The following is a 17,151-nucleotide window of genomic DNA, read 5'->3' as shown; positions in this document are numbered from 1 at the left end:
TTCCACCACCACCCCGTCAACACCTGCGCGATCGACGACGACACCCTCGACGAGCACCCCGAAGGCAACCACGCCCTCGACCACACCGAAGACGACCACCACGACTCCCTCGCCGGGTATCGGGTTCCCGCAGTTGCCTCTGGCCGGTCAGCAGTCCACTACACCCACCACCGAGCAGAGTGAGGGAATCGATCTGAGTGGCCTGCAGGCGATCCTGCCGCTGCTCGGACAGCTGACGCAGACCGACGATCCCGAGGCCATCGAGGGTCTGCTGTCGAGCGAGGGAAGTGACGCCGCGTCGCAGGTACTGCAGGCGATGTTGTCGATCGTCTACGAGATGTTTGGCGGCAAACTCCCTATCTGAGTACGGACGTGACCCGTAGGGTTGGGTCATGAGTGTTCGAGATCTGTTGGTGATGAAGGCTCCAGTGCCCACCTTGCAGGGCAAGCGGGTCCTGATTACCGGTGCGGGGAGCGGGATCGGCAAAGCCACTGCCGTGGCGGCCGCGCGTGAGGGTGCAGCGCTCGTGCTCACCGACATCGCCGCCGACAATCTCGACGAGACAGTCGCCGAGATCAAGCGCGCCGACGGCAAGATCCTGTTCCATCGTCCCGGTGACGTCTCGGACTACGAGTGGGTTCGCCGGTTCGCCCAGCAGGTGGACGCCGAGGTCGGTGTGATGGACGTGGTGATGAACATCGCCGGTGTATCTGCTTGGGGCACAGTGGAAAACCTGGAGCACCGTCACTGGAAGAAGATGGTCGACGTCAACTTGATGGGCCCGATCCACATCATCGAGTGTTTCGTTCCGCAGATCGTGCGCCGTGGCCGTGGGGGCCATCTCGTCAACGTGTCGTCGGCGGCGGGCCTGCTCGCATTGCCCTGGCACGCGGCATACAGCGCCAGCAAGTTCGGGGTGCGCGGCGTGTCCGAGGTACTACGAATGGACCTGCGCCGCCACAGGATCGGGGTCTCGCTGGTGTGCCCCGGCGGTGTCGACACACCACTGGTCAACACCGTGGACATCGCCGGCATCGACCGGGACAACCCGAAGGTTCAGCGGCAGATCGAACACTTCCACAAAGTGGCCGTCTCTCCCGAGCGTGCCGCCCAGGCCATTTTGCGTGGGGTGCGCAAAAACCAGTTCATGGTGTACACCTCGCTGGACATCCGATTCGGTTACTGGGTGGCCCGCAAGTTCGCCTTGCCGTACGAGGTGGTCATGCGTATTGCCAACAACCGATTCGACCAGCTGGCGAGAGTGAGTGGTCGTAACCTCGAAGCTCTTGCCGTGCAGTCGGATTCGAATACTAGCTCGTCCACCAGTCGTCAAAAGGGCTGACCGGTACCGTTCGCTTGTGCCGGGTGCGCAGAAACAGTGATTCGATCCGCTCGGCCACCTGACCGTCCACCTCGTGGCCCTCGAGGTAGTCGTCGATCTGGCTGTAGGTGACACCCAGCACCTCTTCGTCCGGCAGCGCAGGCCGATCATCTTCCAGGTCGGCGGTGGGAACCTTCGAGGTCACCGAGTCGGGTGCGCCGAGATGCCGGAGGATCTGTGCCCCTTGTCGTTTGGTCAATCCGGTGAGGGGAGTGATGTCCACGCCCCCGTCGCCGTACTTGGTGAAGAATCCGGTGACGGCCTCCGCCGCGTGATCGGTGCCGACGACCAGGAGGTTGTCGTGGGCGGCGATGGCGTACTGCAGCACCATCCGCTCGCGGGCCTTGATGTTGCCGCGCACCAGGTCTTCGAGCGGTTCGCCGATCGTCTGGACGACTTCCTCGGCAGTGGCGTCTGATCCTGGTTTGACGTTGCACACCACCGACCGGTCGGGCGCGATGAACGTCAGTGCGATCTGGGCGTCGTCTTCATCGGCTTGTTCGCCGTAAGGAAGCCGTACCGCGACGAAGGTGGCTTCGGTTCCTTCTGATCGCAGGCCCTCGACTGCCAGCTGGCACAGTTTGCCGGTGAGGCAGGAGTCCTGACCGCCGCTGATTCCGAGGATGAATCCTGCCGAGCCGGCAGCCTTCAGGTACTGCTTGAGAAAGGCCACTCGCCGTTCCACTTCTGCTCCGGGGTCGATGGTGTCCGACACCTCGAGCTCGGTGATGATGCGCTTCTGCAGGCTGGTCATGAGGCGATGGTAGTGCGCCCTACGGTGATCCGGCACGCTGGACGGGTGAGCGCAGACGAGTACCGCAAGCATCAGCCCGGAGTGCATCCCGATTTCTTCATGGCCGAGGCGGCTGGTCTCCGGTGGCTCGCCGCCGCCGGAGCTCCTGTCGTGCGAGTGTTGGATGTGGGAGCCGATCACATCACCTTGGCCAGGGTGGTGACATCGGCGCCCGGCAAGGCCGCCGCACGCGACTTCGGGTCCGCTCTGGCGAGGATGCATGATGCGGGGGCCGACCAGTTCGGGAGCGGGCCACCTGATTTCGACGGGCAGATGTTCATCGGCCGGCGTCCGATGCCGTCAGACCCGACCGCCACGTGGGGCGACTTCTACGCCCGCCAGCGAGTACTCCCATTTCTCGACGATGCGGTGTCTGCGGGAAACCTTGGTGCGGCCGACGAGTCGGACACCAGGGCGGCGTGTGAGTTGATCGCCACGGGGGCGTTCGACGACGGTGAGCGCCCGGCACGAATCCATGGTGATCTGTGGAACGGGAACGTGATGTGGACATCGAAAGGGGTGGTGATGATCGATCCTGCCGCGCACGGGGGTCACCGTGAGACAGATCTGGCGATGCTGGCGTTGTTCGGCTGCCCGGAACTGGGGTCGGTCATCGAGGGGTACCAGGACACCCACCCGCTGGAATCCGGTTGGCGCGAGCGGATTGCGTTGCATCAGTTGCATCCGCTGGCTGTGCACGCGGCCGGCCACGGTCCGCATTACGGGGTCGAACTGGGCCGGGCTGCCCGCCGCACGCTGGAGCTGGCGCGTTGAGCAACATCCTGGTGGTGTCGGCCACCCGATCAGAGGCGGCTCACGTACCTGCCGAACTGCCGTTGCTCATCTGTGGGATCGGCAAGGTCGCTGCTTCGATCGCGGTGACCCGGTCGTTGGCGGCCCATCCCGACCCCGCGTCGGTGACCGTGATCAACGTGGGCACTGCCGGAGCTCTCCGGCCTTCGATGGCCGGCCTGTACGTGCCATCGGTGGTGCATCAGCACGACATCAGCAGCGCCGCTCTCACCGCGATGGGATACCCGGTGGTGGACCGGATCGAACTGCCTGACGGGGACGGCAGCGAACTGGCCACCGGAGACACCTTTGTGGCCGACCCTGCTCACCGCGATGCGCTGGCGCATCGGGCGGCGCTGGTCGACATGGAGGGTTTCGCGATCGCCCGGGCTGCTGGAGAGTTCGGGGCGCTCTGCCGCCTGGTCAAGGTCGTCAGCGACGAGGCAGATGCGCAGGCCATGGACTGGCCCGCCAGGGTGGATGCGGTGGCAGGACTCCTCGGCGACTGGCTCAGAACCCACGTCGCGGTCGCGTGCTGATCGGAGGACTCAGCTGGGTTCGCGGTACCGGAGCCGGGGGGCGTTGGTCAGATCATCGGGTGCCCGGTAGGCCCGTGCGCCCGGCGGCGGTGGGTCGTCATACGACGATGCACGCCGGCGACGCGGCTCGGGGGCTTCCGGGACGGCCCGGCGGCGGCGGGGGGCCGCGGCCGGATCCGATGCCCGGTTGGCAGCGCGGTCGCGCGGCTCGGTGGATCGGGCGGTGCCGGCGCGAGGCGCTTGGCCACTTCGCGACCGCGAGGTGGTGGCTGCGGGTGGCGTCCGTTCGTCGGACCGGCTCGCACGGGTTCGCGTCGGAGTGTCCGCGGATGCGGCAGGGCGTCGTCCCGTGGCCGGGCGACGATCGCTCTTGGTGAGGACCACTGTCTTCTTGGGATGGGTCAGCCATACCCGGGCCGCCGCGATCGCGAGCACCGCGGCAAAGGTCCAGCCCATCAGAGGAAAGAGCTTGGCAACCGGAAGGGCCACGTTGAAGATCAGCCGCTTCACGCCGGAGTCACTGTCCGACACCAGGAAGTAGAGGGTCACCACCGCGACGCCGAACAGGATGAGCGGAGGTTGTGTGACGGCGGTGAACAGCGCGCGGCGACGTACCGCGAGTACCGCGGCGATGCAGCCGATCACGTAGAGGGCCCGGAATCCGAACCCAAGACTGGTTTCGTCACCGGCGAGCGCGAGGACCGCACCCAACACCGTCAGGCCACCGGCGAGCAACACCGCGCCCCACCACGGAACCCCGGGTGCGGTGGGAAGTGCGGATTGCTCATCGAGGGGAACCCCCGAGCGAGAGCGCGGGCCAGAAATCACATGTCGACCGTACCGGTAAACCCTGAGAAACCCGGTAACGAACCCGTTGGATCGAACTGTGGCGAGTATCGCTAACGGGGGCCGTCGAGCGAGGCCCGGCCCGGCAGACCCGACCCGGGAACGCTTCCCACGCGGGTTCCCGTGAACGTGGCGGTGATGGCATTCGGGCACGTGAAGTCCGCCGCCCGCGCCAGCGTCCGTGGTCCGCGCCGGTTGGATGACTGGACGGCTCGTTCCCGAATCAGCAGGCTACGCACGTGGTCGGCCGATCCGACTCTGCTGCAGCCCGGCTGTTGCCCGGTGGTCCGAGTCGCGTTCACGACGGCCGCGGTGACCTTCGCGTGTGTGAGGACACCCCCGAGGGAGCCGGTGTTCGCAGTTTCTACAGCCACGGTGGCCGCAGGTGTGATCACCTGGCCGGCCAGCTCGCGGTCGGCGTTGTCTCCGACTGCGAATGCGAATGCTCCCACGGCTGCGGTGGTGAGGAGCCAGCCACTGACCACGCCGGCGCTGCGAAGAGTTCCGGATGACGGTGTCTGAGGAACGCGGCTGACATACATGTGGCTGACTCCAGGTTTTGAAGGGAACTGGAATCACTGTGTCGCCTGCCGCTTGGACTGGGCTTGAAGATGACTAGGAAGCCACGCGACCGGGACTTCCAAGTCGTGTTGTCCATTCCAAGAGGGCCCGTCGGTGCACGTCAGACGAGGCCGGCACCGGTGCGTCTGGGCTGGGAGTCGATCGGAACCGGCGGGGCGAGGTCGTCGAGGTCGGCGAATGCGTCGAGTTCGGACAATTTGCGAGCGGTGACGGTGATCCGTGAATCGATGGTGCCGATCGCACCGTTGTAGGAGTCCACGGCCTTGGACAGCGAACCCCCGAGCTTGTCCAGGTGGCGGGTGACCATCCCGATGCGTTGATACAACTCTTTGCCGAGATGGTGGATCTGCTGGGCATCTCGGGTCAGAGCTTCCTGACGCCAGCCCAGCGCGATCGTCCGGAGCAGGGCCACCAGATTGGTGGGGGTGGCGATCACGACGTTCTGGTCGAATCCGAAGTCGAGGAGGTCTGGGTCGGCGCGGCACGCCATCTCCAAGATGGCCTCACCCGGGACGAACAGCACCACGAACTCGGGTGAGTTGCCGACAGATTCCCAATAGGACTTCGACGACAGCTGCTGCACGTGAGCGCGCAGGGCGCGGGCGTGTGCGCGGTAACCCTGCGCGCGTGCGGTCGGGTCGGTGCTCTCAGCGGCTTCCAGATATGCCGACAACGGCACCTTGGCATCGATGACGATGTCTTTGCCTCCGGGAAGGTGCACCACGAGGTCGGGCCGGACGCGGCTCGAGTCGTTTGTGGTCCCGGCGGCCTGCGTCGTGAAGTCGCAGTGCCGCTGCAGACCCGCCGCCTCGATCACGCGCTCGAGGTGCAGTTCGCCCCACCTTCCGCGGGCTTGTGGGGAACGCAGCGCTCCGGCCAATTGTTCGGCCTGCGACCCCAGATGTGCTGTGGTCTGGCGCATTCCGGTGACCTGCTCGGAAAGGCCCGCATAGGCCGCGATGCGGTTGCGTTCGGTACGGCGCAGTTCGCCCGCAAGCGAGTCGAGCGTGTCACGCAGCGGGCCGACGATGTGCGAGACCTGCTGTCCGATCGCCCCGGACTGGCGGCGGGCGGCATCCTCGCTGGCTGCCGACAACGATCGGACCAGTAGATCGTGATTGGCATGCGCGGCTTCGGCCTCCGCCCGCGCGACAGCCACTTCGGTGTTGGATCGGCCGGCGTGCACAAACCATCCGAGCGCGAATCCGATCACCAGCCCGAGGACGAGCAGTAGAACTGCGGTGGTACCCATGGTGTTGATGGTGCATCAGGGGTCGGACATCGTCGGGGAGGCGCGGTGGTCTCAGGCCCGTTCTTCGTGGGCGATCAGCCATCGTTTGACGTCGAGGCCGTACCGGAAACCCCCGAGGGTCTTGTCGGTACGCAGCACTCGATGACAAGGGACGAACAGGGCCGCGGCGTTGCGGGCACATGCGCTCGCAGCAGCGCGGATCGCGGCGGGCCTGCCGCTGCGGGCCGCGTACTCCGTGTAGCTGACCGGAGCCCCGGCGGGGACTTCTCGCAGCACGTCCCAGGCATGTTCGAGGAACTCACCCGATCGTTGCCGGACAGGGATGTTGTCGATGGCCGTCAGGTCGCCTTGGTGGTAGGTCTTCGCGGCAGTGGTGACCTCACCCAGATCGGGCTTGTCCACCAATGTCAGCGGGCGGATCGACTTGTGTACAAGGGCTTTGAGGTATTCGGGATCGTCGGACCATCCGGAGGCGAGCACCTGACCGTCGCTGTCGACGATCATGGTGAACGGTCCGGTGGGTGTCGAGATGGTGGACCAGGCAGCTGTACTCATCAGATCTTCTCTCTTGTGGGTGCAGGGATGGAGGTGGGTGTGGGCGCCAGCATCGGAACCGTTCGCGCGAGAGCATGGGCCCACAGGTGCATCGATGCGTACGAGCGCCACGGCGACCAGTGCCCGGTGGCGCCGAGGTCGATCCCCAGGTCCTGAGCCGAGCGTTTGAGCACCAGGTCGGTACTGAGCAACACATCGGGATTGTTGAGCAGTCGCATCGTCACGTAGTCTGCGGTCCACGAACCGATTCCGCGCTGGGCGAGCAGCTGGGTACGCACCTCTGCTGCCGGCATCCCGGGATGGATGGTGAGGTGGCCGTCGGCTACGGCTCGGCTCACGTCGACGATGGCCGAGGTGCGGGCGGCCGGCCCGGTGAGCACCTGCGTCCCTCGCTCGGCCACCGCGTCGGCCGTGGGGAAGAGGTGGGTGATGTCGCCGTCCGGCTCGGCCAGAGGTTCCCCCAGGGCCGCAACCAGTTTGGCGGCGTGGGTCCGTGCGGCAGGTAAGGAGATCTGCTGGCCGATCATCGTACGAAGGAGAACTTCGAAGGCGTCGGTACATCCGGGGGCTCGTATGCCCGGGCGTTCGACGATCAGGGGTGCGAGAGCAGGATCTGCTGCGAGGACCTCGTTGGCTGCGGCCACGTCGGCGTCCAGATCCAGCAACTGCCGGACGCGGTGCACCGCCACTCCCAGGTCGCGCATGTCGTGCAACCGGAGGTCGGCGCGGACATGGTCGGACAGTATCTCCAGGCCGACGATCACCGGCCCGTGCGGCAACGACATCGAACGCCGGTAGATACGGCCATCCCAGCTCTCCACACCCGCCACGGCGTGTCCGGACAGGAACCACCGCAACCAGGGTGGTGTGAACGGCTGGCGGACAGCGAGTTTGAGTGTGACGGCACTGCCGGTGGCACCTGGTGCGTTGGTGGCACCTTTGGCACGCAGAGCGGTGGGCGTCTGGGCGAACACCTCGCGCACCGTGTCGTTGAACTGCCGGATGCTGGCGAAGCCGGCGGCGAAAGCGATGTCCGACATCGGCATCGTGGTGCATTGAATGAGCATCCGCGCGGTGGTGGCCCGGTAGGCCCTGGCCAGGGCGAGTGGTCCGGCGCCGATCTGTTCACCGAGAACCCGCCCGAGTTGGCGTGGGGAGTACCCGAGGTGCTGGGCCAGGCCGTTCACCCCGCCCCTGTCCACGATGCCGTCCTCGATCAGTCGCATGGCACGCGAGGCAAGGTCGGAGTTGATGTTCCAGCGCGGCGAACCCGGGACGGCATCGGGGAGGCAGCGACGGCAGGCGCGATAGCCGTTCTGCTGGGCGGCCGCGGCGGTCAGGACAAACGAGACATTGCCGGGCTTGGGCGTGATGGCCGGGCACGATGGCCGGCAATAGATGCCGGTGGTGCGCACCGCCACGAAGAACTGACCGTCGAACCGGGCGTCGCGTGCCTGTAGCGCGCGGAAGCAACGGTCGAAGTCGAGTTGGCTCGCACTGATCGCGGTAGTGGGCATGGCACCACTCTGGCAGTATTCCGGCACTCTTACTAGCGGGAATCGGACGCGGCCGTCACGGGGGTTCTGGGCCGCTCACGCGAGCCCGGCGGCCCGCGTGAGACGCTGTGTCCCAGATCACGTGGAAGCTGTGGCGGTTAGCCTGAAACTGCCGACTTTCAGGCTCTTTGCGCAGGAAAAGGCGGACAAAACGTCCAACCCGTGCCAGAGTGGAAATATGTACGTAACACGATGGGGACGCAAAGAGGCGCCGTTGTCGCAGTTTCCCGGCTGGGGTGTCGAGATCATGATGGGTCTCTACGGCGAACAGTCGGTGCGGTCGGCGATCGAGGCCGAGAAGAACGCTTCTGCCGGGTCGGTCCGGCCCGCCGCGGGTACGGATCTGCCGCAGCCGAAAGACGTGGATCCGGTGCAGCAAGACCTCGACGCGGTCGGCGGGATGTTCCGCTGGCTGCAGCGTCGACGCGCCTAGGGCATCACTCCACGGTGTCGATGCCGGCGAGTTCGACGCCGCGAAACCGCGCCAATCTCTCGGCCTCGACAGCGATGGCCTTCTGCACTTTCGTGGTGTGACGGACCCACGGCTCGACCTTGATCCGTAATTTCTTGCCCGCCTTGGCGGGACGCCAGGTGCCCACCGGTTCGGCTGCCGCAAAAATCACTCCCGGTCTACCGAGGACCGGCCACACGGTTTTACGGCGATCAACCTCAGGGACCAGCATCTCTCGGTCGCGTCCTTGCAGTAGAGCGTCATACGGTCCGGCGAGCCGGACAGCCGTCGGCTGTGGGGGATCGGTCAGGACGTCGATCGCCTCGATCAACGCCGATTTGCCCTGACCTTCGACGTCGACATCGAGAACGTCATCGGGCCAGTGCGCCTTGACCTCTTTCACCGGTGCGTCCACAAACGCCGCCACCTCTTGGGCCGTGGAAGGACCGTAGAACCGCAGATAGTTGCGGATGAGGTCGAATTGTGGGGACGCGTAGGCGTCAGGCCTACGGAATTCGTTGGGGCGCAGACCTTTCACCCTGTGCAACACCGGTGGGCTGGTGTTCGGGACCAGTTCGAGACCGGCCTGCAGAGCCGCGAGGCGAAACGTCTGCTCATGTGGGTGCACCGCACCGCACGGTTTGCAGTCCCGTAGGTGGTGCTCGGGCAGCTCGGTGGTCAACCGGCTCGACATCTCGCCTTTCACCATCGTGTCGGTGACGATGGCGCGCATCGTGGTGGCCAGCTCGCGCAGAGCCACCAGGGTGTCGACGCCTGCGTCCTTGAACTTCTTGTTGGCGTCGAAGATCCGTTTGGCGGCATCGGGTGACGAGTAGGGGCTGACGGCCACCGCGACATCACCGAGGTCGGCCCGCCGGTAATAGTGTGGCGCTCCACGCACCGTCCAGGCCACGGTGAGACCATCCATCGCGGCCGCTGACATCCCCCGGATCGTCAAAGCCCAAGGGGCGCCGTCGGGTCCCGTGTCCTGCACTCCGAAGTCGAGCAGATCGCAGTCCTCGCCGGTTGCCTCAGGGCGTTCGAGTTGCTGAGCGAACCACCGGGCAGCAAGAACCTGTTCGCGACGAATCGACTGCATGATGACCTCCTCGTGACAACCGTACGGAGCACCGGCGACATCCTGTGAGCCGTTCGATGTCGAGTTCGGTCCCGGTCGGCGTCATATGTGACGATCACACCATGGCAACAACACCGTCGGACGACGCGTCGGAGCAAGTTCGGCCCAAGGTCACCAAGTCCGTGACCGGCCCACGCCGCCGGTCGCACCCCACCCGCGGCAGGGTGATCGGGAACGGCATGGCGTGGACGGCCAAGCACAGCCTCCGGATCATCCTGATCACTATTGCCGCGTGGATCGCGGCATGGGTCATCGGCAAGTTGTGGACGATTCTGTTGCCCATTGCCATTGCGATCATCATCTGCACGGTGCTGTGGCCGCCCGTGCGTTGGTTGCGGTCCAAGGGTGTCGCGCCTGCCGCAGCCTCCGGTTTGGTCCTGGTCCTGGCGTTGGCGGTGGTGTCCGGGGTGATGGGAGCGATCGCACCGTCGGTCGTCGACCAGTCCACCGACCTGGCGAACCAGGCCACCGAGGGTGTCGAGAAGGTGCAGGAGTGGCTGCACGGTCCGCCGTTCCGGTTCAGCGAGGATCAGCTCAACGACGGCGTGGACGCCATCACCAGCCGCATCCAGGACTCCAGTGCGACCATCGCCTCGGGCGTCTTCTCCGGCGTCACCGCGGCGACGTCTGTTCTGATCACGCTCTTCACGGTGATCTTCCTGGTGTTCTTCTTCCTCAAGGACGGACCGCGTTTTGTGCCGTGGCTCCGCCGGGCGAGCGGCCAGCCGGTCGCCGAGCACCTCGCAGAGGTGATGACGAGGGTGTGGTCGACGCTGGGTGCCTTCATCCGGACCCAGGCGCTGGTCAGCTTGATCGACGCCGTGCTGATCGGGCTCGGCCTGGTGATTCTCGGTGTGCCACTTGCGTATGCGCTGGCCATCATCACGTTCATGGGCGGGTTCATCCCGATTGTCGGTGCGTTTGTGGCCGGCGCTCTGGCGGTGTTGGTGGCCTTGGTGGGCAACGGTGTGTGGACTGCCCTGATCGTGCTGGGCATCATCGTGGCCGTCCAGCAGTTGGAAGGAAACGTGCTGCAGCCGTGGCTGCAATCGCGGTCGATGAACATGCATGCGGTCATCGTCTTGCTGTCGGTGTCACTCGGTGGATCGCTGTTCGGCATCGTCGGTGCCTTCCTGGCGGTCCCGGTCGCGGCGGTCGGCACGGTGATCCTGCGGTACCTCGACGAGCAGATCGCCATCCGCGCCGGCGAGACGGTGGAAGCGGACGAAGAGGACGATGATCTGGTGGTTCCCAAGGGCGAATTGCCCACCGATCCCGAACCCGCGTAAGCACTCGCACGGCGCCGGGGACGTACGGCGCGCTGACGTGCTCCGGGCGGCAACTAGACTGGTCGGTTGTGAGTCTTACCCTCGGTATCGTCGGACTGCCCAACGTCGGCAAATCCACCCTTTTCAATGCGCTGACCCGCAACGATGTGCTCGCCGCGAACTACCCGTTCGCCACGATCGAGCCCAACATCGGTGTGGTGGAGTTGCCCGACTCGCGGCTGGCCCGGCTCGCGGAGATCTTCTCCAGCGAGCGGATCCTGCCGGCCACGGTGTCGTTCGTCGACATCGCGGGCATCGTCAAGGGGGCCTCGGAGGGCGAGGGGATGGGTAACCAGTTCCTCGCCAACATCCGAGAAGCCGAAGCCATCTGCCAGGTGGTGCGTGTGTTCGCCGATGACGATGTGGTGCACGTCGACGGCCGGGTCGATCCGGTGTCCGACATCGAGGTGATCGAGACCGAGCTCATCCTCGCCGACATGCAGACGCTCGAGAAGGCGCTGCCGCGGCTGGAGAAGGATTCTCGGAAGAACAAGGACCTCGTCGAGGTCGTGGCGGCTGCCCAGGCCGCGCAGAAGGTACTCGACGAAGGCAAGACCCTGTTCTCACAGAAGGACTCGCTGGACTTCGCGAAACTTCGTGAGCTGCATCTGATGACCACCAAGCCGTTCCTTTACGTGTTCAACGCCGATGAGTCCGTGCTCACCGACGCCGACCGCATCGCTGAACTGAAAGCTGTTGTGGCCCCGGCAGACGCCGTGTTCCTGGACGCCAAGGTGGAGAGCGAGTTGCTCGAACTCGACGCCGAGGATGCCCAGGAACTTCTCGACTCCATCGGCCAGGACGAGCCCGGCTTGCATTCGCTGGCTCGCGCGGGATTCCACACCCTCGGGCTGCAGACCTACCTAACCGCCGGACCAAAAGAGTCGCGCGCGTGGACAATCCACAAGGGCGACACCGCACCCAAGGCTGCAGGTGTCATCCACACCGACTTCGAAAAAGGCTTCATCAAAGCCGAGATCGTGTCATTCGACGACCTCGACGCCGCCGGCTCGATGGCTGCGGCGAAAGCTGCAGGCAAGGTCCGGATGGAAGGCAAGGACTACGTGATGGCCGACGGGGATGTCGTGGAGTTCCGCTTCAACGTTTGAGAGTGCAGCCAGGGGGCTTCATTCGGGTCCTCCGTTCGCAGTGCGTCCACAGCGGTTTTGATCGCTTCCGCGAACATCGCCTCAGTGGCCTTACGCGTGCGATCGTTGGCCGTCGGGCCACAGGTGGCTGTACGTGTTCAGCGCGACGGTCGCGGTGCCGTGGCCGGGTGCGTGCTGAACGGTGACGACGTCGCAGCCGGCGGCGATTAGGCCAGAAGCGTAGAAGTGCCTCAGGTCGTGCAACCGGTAAGTCAGTGACGCTTTGTCATGCGCTCCGCGCCACCAATAGCAGACCGTGCCTTGTTGCCATGGATGGCCACCGATGCCTGAATACAGCCAGCGGTCGGGATCGCCTCCGTAGCAATGCAACCGAACATGTTCGGACAACGTTTCGATGAGTCGTCGTGACGCATAGATCGTCCGCTCACTGCCGTACTTGGGTAGCCGGATCTCGACGTCGCCGCCGTTCGCCCGCTGCACCTGGCGACGCACGTGGATCTCTCTCCGGATGAAATCGATGTCTGACACACGCAGCGCCGCAGCTTCACCGAGCCGCAGACCGCCGAACGCACACAGCGCCACGAACGCGACGAACTGGCCGTCAGCCAGGTTGAGGAGTGAGCCCACCTCGGCGGGCGTCGGTATGGACATTGCGGCCGCCTGCTTGCGTTGGCGGGGGAGTGTCACTGTGTCGCTGACATCGCGGGCCAGGACGCGGTCACGCACCGCGCGGTTTCGTTCGGCACGGACGCGAGGACTTCACCCATGCCGGGGTCGGCGGTGATGAGGTCGACCCAGTGCTTGCGGCGAGCGGCGGTGATCTTGCCCTTGCCGATCGCGTCATCGACCGACTGCTCGATCTTCTCCTTGACGGCTGCCGCCTTGATGGTCCGGCCCTCGGTGGCGTCTCGGTGCAGTGCCTCGAGGCTCGCGGCGTCGATGGTGTCGAGTCCGATCCGTTTGGCCGCTGCGGCAATCTCAGATGGCTTAGCGCCGTCGGCCGCCAGTTTCGCGAGGTCTTCGATCACCGCGAGGATCGCGGGAATGTCTTCGGGCTTCGCATCGGCCGGCAGTCCGAGTAGCTCGAACAACTGTGCCTGTTGCTCGTCGTTGAATGTGATCGTCATGATGGTCCTTTCGGGTCAGGCGAGCGCGGTGATCTTTTGGCGGCGAATGGCTTGTCGACGGCGAACGCTGGCACCGCGTAGGACTGGACCCATTTCGATCGGGTGGAACGGTCGTCCCAGCTCTCGCTGGTCAGCGGGAACTCGAACCCCACGGTCCCGACCTCGCCCGCCTGCACGGCCCAGGCGACTCCGGGCTCGATGCGCGGGTTCGAATACAGCTCGACACCAGCGGATTTGAGCATGGCGTCGAGATTGTCGCCGTACGCCACGCGCAAGTTGTGCGCCTGCTCTGGGTGGGTGATCAGCAGGTCATGGATCACGCCAAGCTCTTCCAGGTCAGCTTCGAGCTGCGCCGCGGTACCGCTGTCCGAACTCGGCCACAGCACCGAGACCGGCGACACCACAGAGGAAGCTGACTGGTTCCGCTGACCGCCTGATCTTGGCGTCAAGCTCACCGCCGTGAGGCGGAGGTATGGCGAGCAGGGCCGGCCACGGGCCACCCTTGAGAGAAGCCCAGAGACCTCGCCAGCGCCCTTACCACCAGTCCCGGTCAGGGGCGCTGTGCATGTCGCTAGGCTCCCGAAACATGAACACCACGGGGAACGTCATCCAAGTGCTGGGCACGGTAGCCACCCTGTTCGGCCTCGGCCGGTCCCTATGGATCGTGACGAAGATGTGGGACAAGTTCCGGAACGCATTTCGCCGACACCAGAACATTGCTGTTGGGGGAGCGGCAACCACCACGGTGACGGCCGAGACGCCAGCGGCGATGATAAGAACCATCTCGATCGATCAACAGCCGACCGTCGATGCCGCGCTACGACGCCTTGCCCGGGGGGTCGAGGAGGTAGAAGCTGAACTTCAGCGGCACCTAGTCGACTTCGCCGCCAAGGTCAAAACGCTGGAATCGAGACTGGACGGGGAACCGAACATGGTCGATGAGCGGATCGGCGCAGCCCTAGCCTCGATCAATGTGAAGAACCGTAAGCAGCTGGTGCGCGATCTGTGGATAGCAGTCGGTGGCGTCGTGCTGACCCTCCTGGGACAGCTACTTGCGTTCGCCTGACCGCCCGGCACCCCGGAAAATACCGGGGTTACCCCCCTCGCGCCTGACTGCCCGGGTAGTCAGAATATTCTTTTGCGCCAAGCCCGATTTTCTAGCGCGGATCCGCCGGGGAGAGAGAAAAAAATTGAGCCTACCGGGCAGTCTCGCACCCGCCCGCCCCCTCAATATTCTGGGACGGTTCGTCCGCCCTGAGCGAACGCCCGATTTACTCCGAGCCCAACGAATCACAATCGTGGAATGAGCGAAACTACCCTGTATGACCGCAAAGGCCGACCCGTTGCGTACGTCGTCGAAGACGGCGCGATTCATCTGTGGACCGGTCAGGCAGTCTGCTACATCGAATCGGACCGACTCTACGGCTGGAATGGCCGCCATCTTGGTTGGTTCAAGGACGGCGTCTTGTACGACGGGCGCGGTCTGAGGGTGGGATTCACCCGGGCGAAGTGCCCCAGTGCCACATACGCCGAACCGGCGAAGTATGCGAAATACGCGCGATATGCGAAGTACGCCAGGTACGCCGCCCACGCACAGCGGCCGCTCTCGACGTCGTCGTCTGATCAGGATCTGAAGGACTTTCTGCAGTCGGGCAAGTCATGAGCGACACGAGCGATCGAACCGATCTCACCCGTAGGCAATTTGTCGGAGATCTCGGACTCCCAGAGCAAGACGTCGAGCTGCATGTCAGTTATGGGGCGGACCTGGATGGCAACTATGTCGACTGGTCAATCTCTATCGTCATGTGCCGGGGTCCAGTCTCTGAGGTCCGGCGCCTTCGGCAACGACGTCCCCGCAAGGTGATGGAGCGAGTCCGGACTCTCGGCGGTCGGCTAATCCGGCAGCAGTTCAACCCGGAAGGCGGACCCCCGACGGTGACCGAGCTTCACATCATGTCTGGCGAGCCAGCCGAGCCCGATGAGCTCTACGACCTTCAACTCCGCGCTGTTAGCGAACAGTGGGCAAAGCGGATCGGACCCACGCCAGACCCCCACCAGGTGGCGATCTTCGGCTATGCGAACGTTGAGCGGCCGTCGTCGTTCCATGAGAACTATCCCGGCCACATCAACACGGTGGTTGCCGTTGAGAACGACACCGTAGATGAAGCAATTACCGACCGCCTCGGTCACTACTTCCCGGATGGGGCGTACATCGCCGCCTATTTCCCGGACCGGGAATGGTTCGGATTCCGCGATGTGTCACGTGGTGCCTCAAGCAGTCCCACTGACGACGTTGAGCGCGTCCGGGTTGCGTCGACTCTCACGATCGGCATGATCGTCGATTCCACGACGACTACAACAGACGAGACTTGGCAGATCCCGGACGACTGGCAGAACTGAGACGCGTCCGCAGGAGTTTCGTTACGGCTCATTACAAACAAACGCGACAAACGGCGTTGACCTGCTTTGATTCAATACGACTAACAGCAATCGCCGGAGCAAACGCGCAATAGGGGATTCCGCTTCAACGTTTGACACTGCGGGTCATAGGGCCGACCTTGGCCCACCGTCAGGGCGTCCCGCAGCAGATTTGAGAGCCTCTGCGAACATGGCCTCAGAGGCCTTGCGAGTGTGATCGTTGGCGTCGTCCCGCAGGTGGCTGTATGTGTTTAGCGTGAGGGTCGCGGTGCCGTGCCCGAGCGCGCACTGAACGCTCACGATGCCGCAGCCAGCCCGTCTCAGATCAAACACGAAGCGAACTACCGGGCCACTGAGCAGCTTCCCGGCCAGGCTCGGATCGGCGTTCTGCGCCGCTCTCCTGGACAACCAACTGCACATGCTCGCCGCGGCCGCACCCCACAATCACGGCGATGGTTGGGGCGCCTTTACCGACGCGCAACGACAGCTACCTGCCATCAAGAACTTCGGTGTCGGAATCGAGCACTACGACCGGTCATTCACTCCGGTTCGGGACCGTGGGGTCAACGAACGGGCCCTGCGAGAGCTTGCGCGGCCGGACCGCCAACGTCTTGTACTTACCGAGCTGCCGTTGCCGGCCGCTGCCCAACAGCCAACGCCGACGATGGTTCTCGTAAGAGTTCCAGAACCAGAACGGCATCCGGTACCGCCACACCTCCATCGCTGGACGCCGGCCAATCTCATCCCACAGGTTCAACCGGGTCCGCACCGCCTCGCTTACCAACATTGGGCGGCCGAACAACGTTGTGCGCGTGGCACCCCACGACAACACCAGCCACGCGTTCGCGGCCTGCTCCTCGGTCAGCCGGACGTTCCACTCGATCGGCGGTGTAGTGGAGTCGAGCAAGGCGACACGATCCGAGTGCAGGTCCTCGAGACCCGCGTGAGTGATATCCAACCGAGCAGCGTGCAATTTGCCCGGACCATGCGACCACACCTTGATCGCATACTCACGATCGACGGCACCGTCTGCCTGTCGCTGCGGTATCGAACTGATCATGGTGGTCCGGCCGACCGACTCAGCCTGCGCGATCACCAGCTGACGCCACGCAAACCACACACCGAGAATTGTGAGGATGCCGACCAGCAGAGTGTTCACAAAGGCCACGCCTGGACTGTAGTTGGTCAACACCCCTGGGGTAGGACCCCGCAGCGCAGACAGAGCCGGTGACCGCAATATAGGTCCCTCGCAGTCCAGACCACCTGAGTTTGGTCCAAACGGG

20 protein-coding genes are annotated in these 17,151 nt (G+C 64.6%); 9 read left to right on the top strand and 11 right to left on the bottom strand.

Annotated elements, in window-relative coordinates; translation table 11 throughout:
• Positions 1–392: 392 nt before the first annotated feature.
• A complete protein-coding gene (locus tag WIMU1_RS15705) occupies positions 393–1,343 on the top strand; it encodes an SDR family oxidoreductase (RefSeq protein WP_062798709.1) in 951 nt (316 codons plus the stop codon).
• Here the strand turns inward: WIMU1_RS15705 and nadE are convergent.
• A complete protein-coding gene (nadE, locus tag WIMU1_RS15700; RefSeq protein WP_062798707.1) occupies positions 1,312–2,136 on the bottom strand; it encodes an NAD(+) synthase in 825 nt (274 codons plus the stop codon). The genes WIMU1_RS15705 and nadE overlap by 32 nt on opposite strands.
• A 6-nt stretch (positions 2,137–2,142) precedes the next feature.
• Here nadE and WIMU1_RS15695 point away from each other — a divergent pair, with 6 nt between their 5' ends.
• On the top strand, positions 2,143–2,949 hold the full coding sequence (locus WIMU1_RS15695) for a fructosamine kinase family protein (protein WP_062798705.1): 807 nt from the start codon (positions 2,143–2,145) through the stop codon (positions 2,947–2,949).
• Positions 2,946–3,506: a nucleosidase gene (locus WIMU1_RS15690; RefSeq protein ID WP_062798703.1), complete on the top strand. Its 561-nt coding sequence runs from the start codon at positions 2,946–2,948 to the stop codon at positions 3,504–3,506. The genes WIMU1_RS15695 and WIMU1_RS15690 overlap by 4 nt, the downstream gene beginning before the upstream one ends.
• A 9-nt stretch (positions 3,507–3,515) precedes the next feature.
• Here WIMU1_RS15690 and WIMU1_RS26190 read toward each other — a convergent pair whose 3' ends face one another.
• From WIMU1_RS26190 to WIMU1_RS15665, 5 genes are all read right to left on the bottom strand, one after another.
• Positions 3,516–4,334 (bottom strand): DUF6542 domain-containing protein, encoded by an 819-nt coding sequence (locus WIMU1_RS26190; protein ID WP_147431374.1) that lies wholly within the window; start codon positions 4,332–4,334, stop codon positions 3,516–3,518.
• A gap of 71 nt (positions 4,335–4,405) precedes the next feature.
• Entirely contained in the window at positions 4,406–4,894 is a 489-nt protein-coding gene (locus tag WIMU1_RS15680; protein ID WP_147431375.1) for a hypothetical protein, read from the bottom strand.
• 140 nt (positions 4,895–5,034) lie between these two features.
• Positions 5,035–6,186 (bottom strand): DNA recombination protein RmuC, encoded by a 1,152-nt coding sequence (locus WIMU1_RS15675; RefSeq protein WP_062798698.1) that lies wholly within the window; start codon positions 6,184–6,186, stop codon positions 5,035–5,037.
• 51 nt (positions 6,187–6,237) lie between these two features.
• Positions 6,238–6,741, bottom strand: a complete 504-nt coding sequence (locus tag WIMU1_RS15670; protein WP_062798696.1) for a methylated-DNA--[protein]-cysteine S-methyltransferase — start codon at positions 6,739–6,741, stop codon at positions 6,238–6,240.
• Positions 6,741–8,258, bottom strand: coding sequence for an AlkA N-terminal domain-containing protein (locus WIMU1_RS15665; RefSeq protein ID WP_062798694.1), 1,518 nt, complete (start codon positions 8,256–8,258; stop codon positions 6,741–6,743). The genes WIMU1_RS15670 and WIMU1_RS15665 overlap by 1 nt, the downstream gene beginning before the upstream one ends.
• Positions 8,259–8,475: 217 nt before the next feature.
• Between WIMU1_RS15665 and WIMU1_RS15660 the strand changes: the two genes are divergently transcribed.
• On the top strand, positions 8,476–8,730 hold the full coding sequence (locus WIMU1_RS15660; RefSeq protein WP_062798692.1) for a hypothetical protein: 255 nt from the start codon (positions 8,476–8,478) through the stop codon (positions 8,728–8,730).
• 4 nt (positions 8,731–8,734) lie between these two features.
• Here the strand turns inward: WIMU1_RS15660 and WIMU1_RS15655 are convergent, their stop codons facing one another.
• Positions 8,735–9,847 carry a DNA glycosylase AlkZ-like family protein gene (locus tag WIMU1_RS15655; protein WP_062798691.1) on the bottom strand — a complete coding sequence of 371 codons (1,113 nt, stop codon included), beginning with the start codon at positions 9,845–9,847 and terminating at the stop codon, positions 8,735–8,737.
• A gap of 101 nt (positions 9,848–9,948) precedes the next feature.
• Between WIMU1_RS15655 and WIMU1_RS15650 the strand changes: the two genes are divergently transcribed.
• Positions 9,949–11,175 carry an AI-2E family transporter gene (locus WIMU1_RS15650; RefSeq protein ID WP_084248309.1) on the top strand — a complete coding sequence of 409 codons (1,227 nt, stop codon included), beginning with the start codon at positions 9,949–9,951 and terminating at the stop codon, positions 11,173–11,175.
• A gap of 68 nt (positions 11,176–11,243) precedes the next feature.
• A complete protein-coding gene (ychF, locus tag WIMU1_RS15645) occupies positions 11,244–12,323 on the top strand; it encodes a redox-regulated ATPase YchF (protein WP_023963187.1) in 1,080 nt (359 codons plus the stop codon).
• 90 nt (positions 12,324–12,413) lie between these two features.
• On the opposite strand, the gene WIMU1_RS15640 is transcribed toward ychF, so the two are convergent.
• The 3 genes from WIMU1_RS15640 to WIMU1_RS15630 are packed head-to-tail and all read right to left on the bottom strand — an operon-like array spanning position 12,414 to position 13,854.
• On the bottom strand, positions 12,414–12,974 hold the full coding sequence (locus WIMU1_RS15640; protein ID WP_147431376.1) for a site-specific integrase: 561 nt from the start codon (positions 12,972–12,974) through the stop codon (positions 12,414–12,416).
• 32 nt (positions 12,975–13,006) lie between these two features.
• Positions 13,007–13,450 (bottom strand): phage protease, encoded by a 444-nt coding sequence (locus WIMU1_RS15635; protein ID WP_062798687.1) that lies wholly within the window; start codon positions 13,448–13,450, stop codon positions 13,007–13,009.
• Positions 13,447–13,854: a major capsid protein gene (locus WIMU1_RS15630; protein ID WP_062798685.1), complete on the bottom strand. Its 408-nt coding sequence runs from the start codon at positions 13,852–13,854 to the stop codon at positions 13,447–13,449. The genes WIMU1_RS15635 and WIMU1_RS15630 overlap by 4 nt, the downstream gene beginning before the upstream one ends.
• A 182-nt stretch (positions 13,855–14,036) precedes the next feature.
• Between WIMU1_RS15630 and WIMU1_RS15625 the strand changes: the two genes are divergently transcribed.
• The 3 genes from WIMU1_RS15625 (at position 14,037) to WIMU1_RS26185 (ending at position 15,850) form a co-directional block, all read left to right on the top strand.
• Complete coding sequence (locus WIMU1_RS15625) at positions 14,037–14,516, top strand: hypothetical protein (RefSeq protein WP_062798683.1); 480 nt, start codon at positions 14,037–14,039, stop codon at positions 14,514–14,516.
• 237 nt (positions 14,517–14,753) lie between these two features.
• Positions 14,754–15,113 carry a 4-fold beta flower protein gene (locus tag WIMU1_RS15620; RefSeq protein WP_062798681.1) on the top strand — a complete coding sequence of 120 codons (360 nt, stop codon included), beginning with the start codon at positions 14,754–14,756 and terminating at the stop codon, positions 15,111–15,113.
• Between the two features lie 290 nt (positions 15,114–15,403).
• The gene (locus WIMU1_RS26185; protein ID WP_147431377.1) at positions 15,404–15,850 is read left to right on the top strand and encodes a hypothetical protein; all 447 of its coding nucleotides are present in this window, start codon (positions 15,404–15,406) and stop codon (positions 15,848–15,850) included.
• 553 nt (positions 15,851–16,403) lie between these two features.
• Here the strand turns inward: WIMU1_RS26185 and WIMU1_RS15605 are convergent.
• Entirely contained in the window at positions 16,404–17,036 is a 633-nt protein-coding gene (locus WIMU1_RS15605; RefSeq protein ID WP_062798676.1) for a hypothetical protein, read from the bottom strand.
• Between the last annotated feature and the right edge of the window lie 115 nt (positions 17,037–17,151).

This window comes from Williamsia muralis NBRC 105860 (genome assembly GCF_001598915.1).
Taxonomy (GTDB): Bacteria; Actinomycetota; Actinomycetes; order Mycobacteriales; family Mycobacteriaceae; genus Williamsia; species Williamsia muralis.
Note: the sequence above shows the minus strand (reverse complement) of the source record. Positions and strands in the feature narration are given on the sequence as shown.

What these genes read in the sequence shown, in the direction of transcription:
- WIMU1_RS15705 (WP_062798709.1), top strand. Translation starts at nt 393, where the DNA reads ATGAGTGTTCGAGATCTGTTGGTGATGAAGGCTCCAGTGCCCACCTTG.
- nadE (WP_062798707.1), bottom strand. Translation starts at nt 2,136, where the DNA reads ATGACCAGCCTGCAGAAGCGCATCATCACCGAGCTCGAGGTGTCGGAC.
- WIMU1_RS15695 (WP_062798705.1), top strand. Translation starts at nt 2,143, where the DNA reads ATGGTAGTGCGCCCTACGGTGATCCGGCACGCTGGACGGGTGAGCGCA.
- WIMU1_RS15680 (WP_147431375.1), bottom strand. Translation starts at nt 4,894, where the DNA reads ATGTATGTCAGCCGCGTTCCTCAGACACCGTCATCCGGAACTCTTCGC.
- WIMU1_RS15675 (WP_062798698.1), bottom strand. Translation starts at nt 6,186, where the DNA reads ATGGGTACCACCGCAGTTCTACTGCTCGTCCTCGGGCTGGTGATCGGA.
- WIMU1_RS15670 (WP_062798696.1), bottom strand. Translation starts at nt 6,741, where the DNA reads ATGAGTACAGCTGCCTGGTCCACCATCTCGACACCCACCGGACCGTTC.
- WIMU1_RS15665 (WP_062798694.1), bottom strand. Translation starts at nt 8,258, where the DNA reads ATGCCCACTACCGCGATCAGTGCGAGCCAACTCGACTTCGACCGTTGC.
- WIMU1_RS15660 (WP_062798692.1), top strand. Translation starts at nt 8,476, where the DNA reads ATGTACGTAACACGATGGGGACGCAAAGAGGCGCCGTTGTCGCAGTTT.
- WIMU1_RS15655 (WP_062798691.1), bottom strand. Translation starts at nt 9,847, where the DNA reads ATGCAGTCGATTCGTCGCGAACAGGTTCTTGCTGCCCGGTGGTTCGCT.
- WIMU1_RS15650 (WP_084248309.1), top strand. Translation starts at nt 9,949, where the DNA reads ATGGCAACAACACCGTCGGACGACGCGTCGGAGCAAGTTCGGCCCAAG.
- WIMU1_RS15640 (WP_147431376.1), bottom strand. Translation starts at nt 12,974, where the DNA reads ATGTCCATACCGACGCCCGCCGAGGTGGGCTCACTCCTCAACCTGGCT.
- WIMU1_RS15635 (WP_062798687.1), bottom strand. Translation starts at nt 13,450, where the DNA reads ATGACGATCACATTCAACGACGAGCAACAGGCACAGTTGTTCGAGCTA.
- WIMU1_RS15625 (WP_062798683.1), top strand. Translation starts at nt 14,037, where the DNA reads ATGAACACCACGGGGAACGTCATCCAAGTGCTGGGCACGGTAGCCACC.
- WIMU1_RS15620 (WP_062798681.1), top strand. Translation starts at nt 14,754, where the DNA reads ATGAGCGAAACTACCCTGTATGACCGCAAAGGCCGACCCGTTGCGTAC.
- WIMU1_RS26185 (WP_147431377.1), top strand. Translation starts at nt 15,404, where the DNA reads ATGTCTGGCGAGCCAGCCGAGCCCGATGAGCTCTACGACCTTCAACTC.